The 737-nt window shown below is 67.0% G+C and carries 1 protein-coding gene; it reads left to right on the top strand.

Features of this window, described 5'->3' with window-relative positions:
- On the top strand, positions 1 to 737 hold a 737-nt coding region (locus F6S12_RS32515; protein ID WP_315869959.1), incomplete at both ends, for an ABC transporter substrate-binding protein.

Genomic DNA, 737 nt, shown 5'->3' with positions numbered 1-737 from the left:
GCCCCGGCCCTGGCGGGGCTCCTGGGCTGCCTGCCGCTGCAGGCCCAGGCCGACGAACTCAAGGAAATCCGCATTGCCGTGCCCGACCTCAGTGCCGGCACCCAGCACAGCGGCGGTGGGGTGGTGGATGTGCTGCGCCAGCAACAGATCTTTGAAAAGGCCTTCGCCGACCAGGGCATCAAGATCCAGTGGAATTTCTTCAAGGGCGCAGGCCCGGTGATCAACGAGGCCTTCGCCAACGGCCAGGTGGACCTGGCGTACCTGGGGGACCTGGCCGCTATCATCGGCAAGTCCAACGGCCTGGATACCCGCCTGCTCAGCGCCTCGGCCCGTGGGGTCAAGCACTATCTGGGGGTGGTGCCGGGTTCCGGGATCAAGACCCTGGAAGACCTCAAGGGCAAGCGCGTGGCAGTGTTCCGTGGCACCGCCACCCAGCTGTCGTTCGACGCGGCCCTGGCCAGCCGGGGCCTGAGCGAGAAGGACCTGAAGGTGGTCAACCTTGATTTCAACGCGGCGGTGGGTGCATTGGCGGCCAAGCAGATCGACGCCTCCTGGGGCAGCACCGGGCTCTCGGCCCTGCGCAGCAAAGGCCTGGCCGAACTGCCCCTGAGCACCAAGGACCTGGGCGGCGCCGGCAGCGTGCAGAGCGTGCTGGTGGGCGCCGGCAAGTTTGTCGACGAACATCCCGAGGCCGTGGAAAAACTGCTCAAGGCCCAGCAGCAGGCCGTAGAGTGGCT

This window comes from Pseudomonas sp. JV245A (assembly GCF_032424515.1).
Lineage (GTDB): Bacteria > Pseudomonadota > Gammaproteobacteria > Pseudomonadales > Pseudomonadaceae > Aquipseudomonas > Aquipseudomonas protegens.
This window is presented reverse-complemented; position numbering and strand designations above follow the sequence as displayed.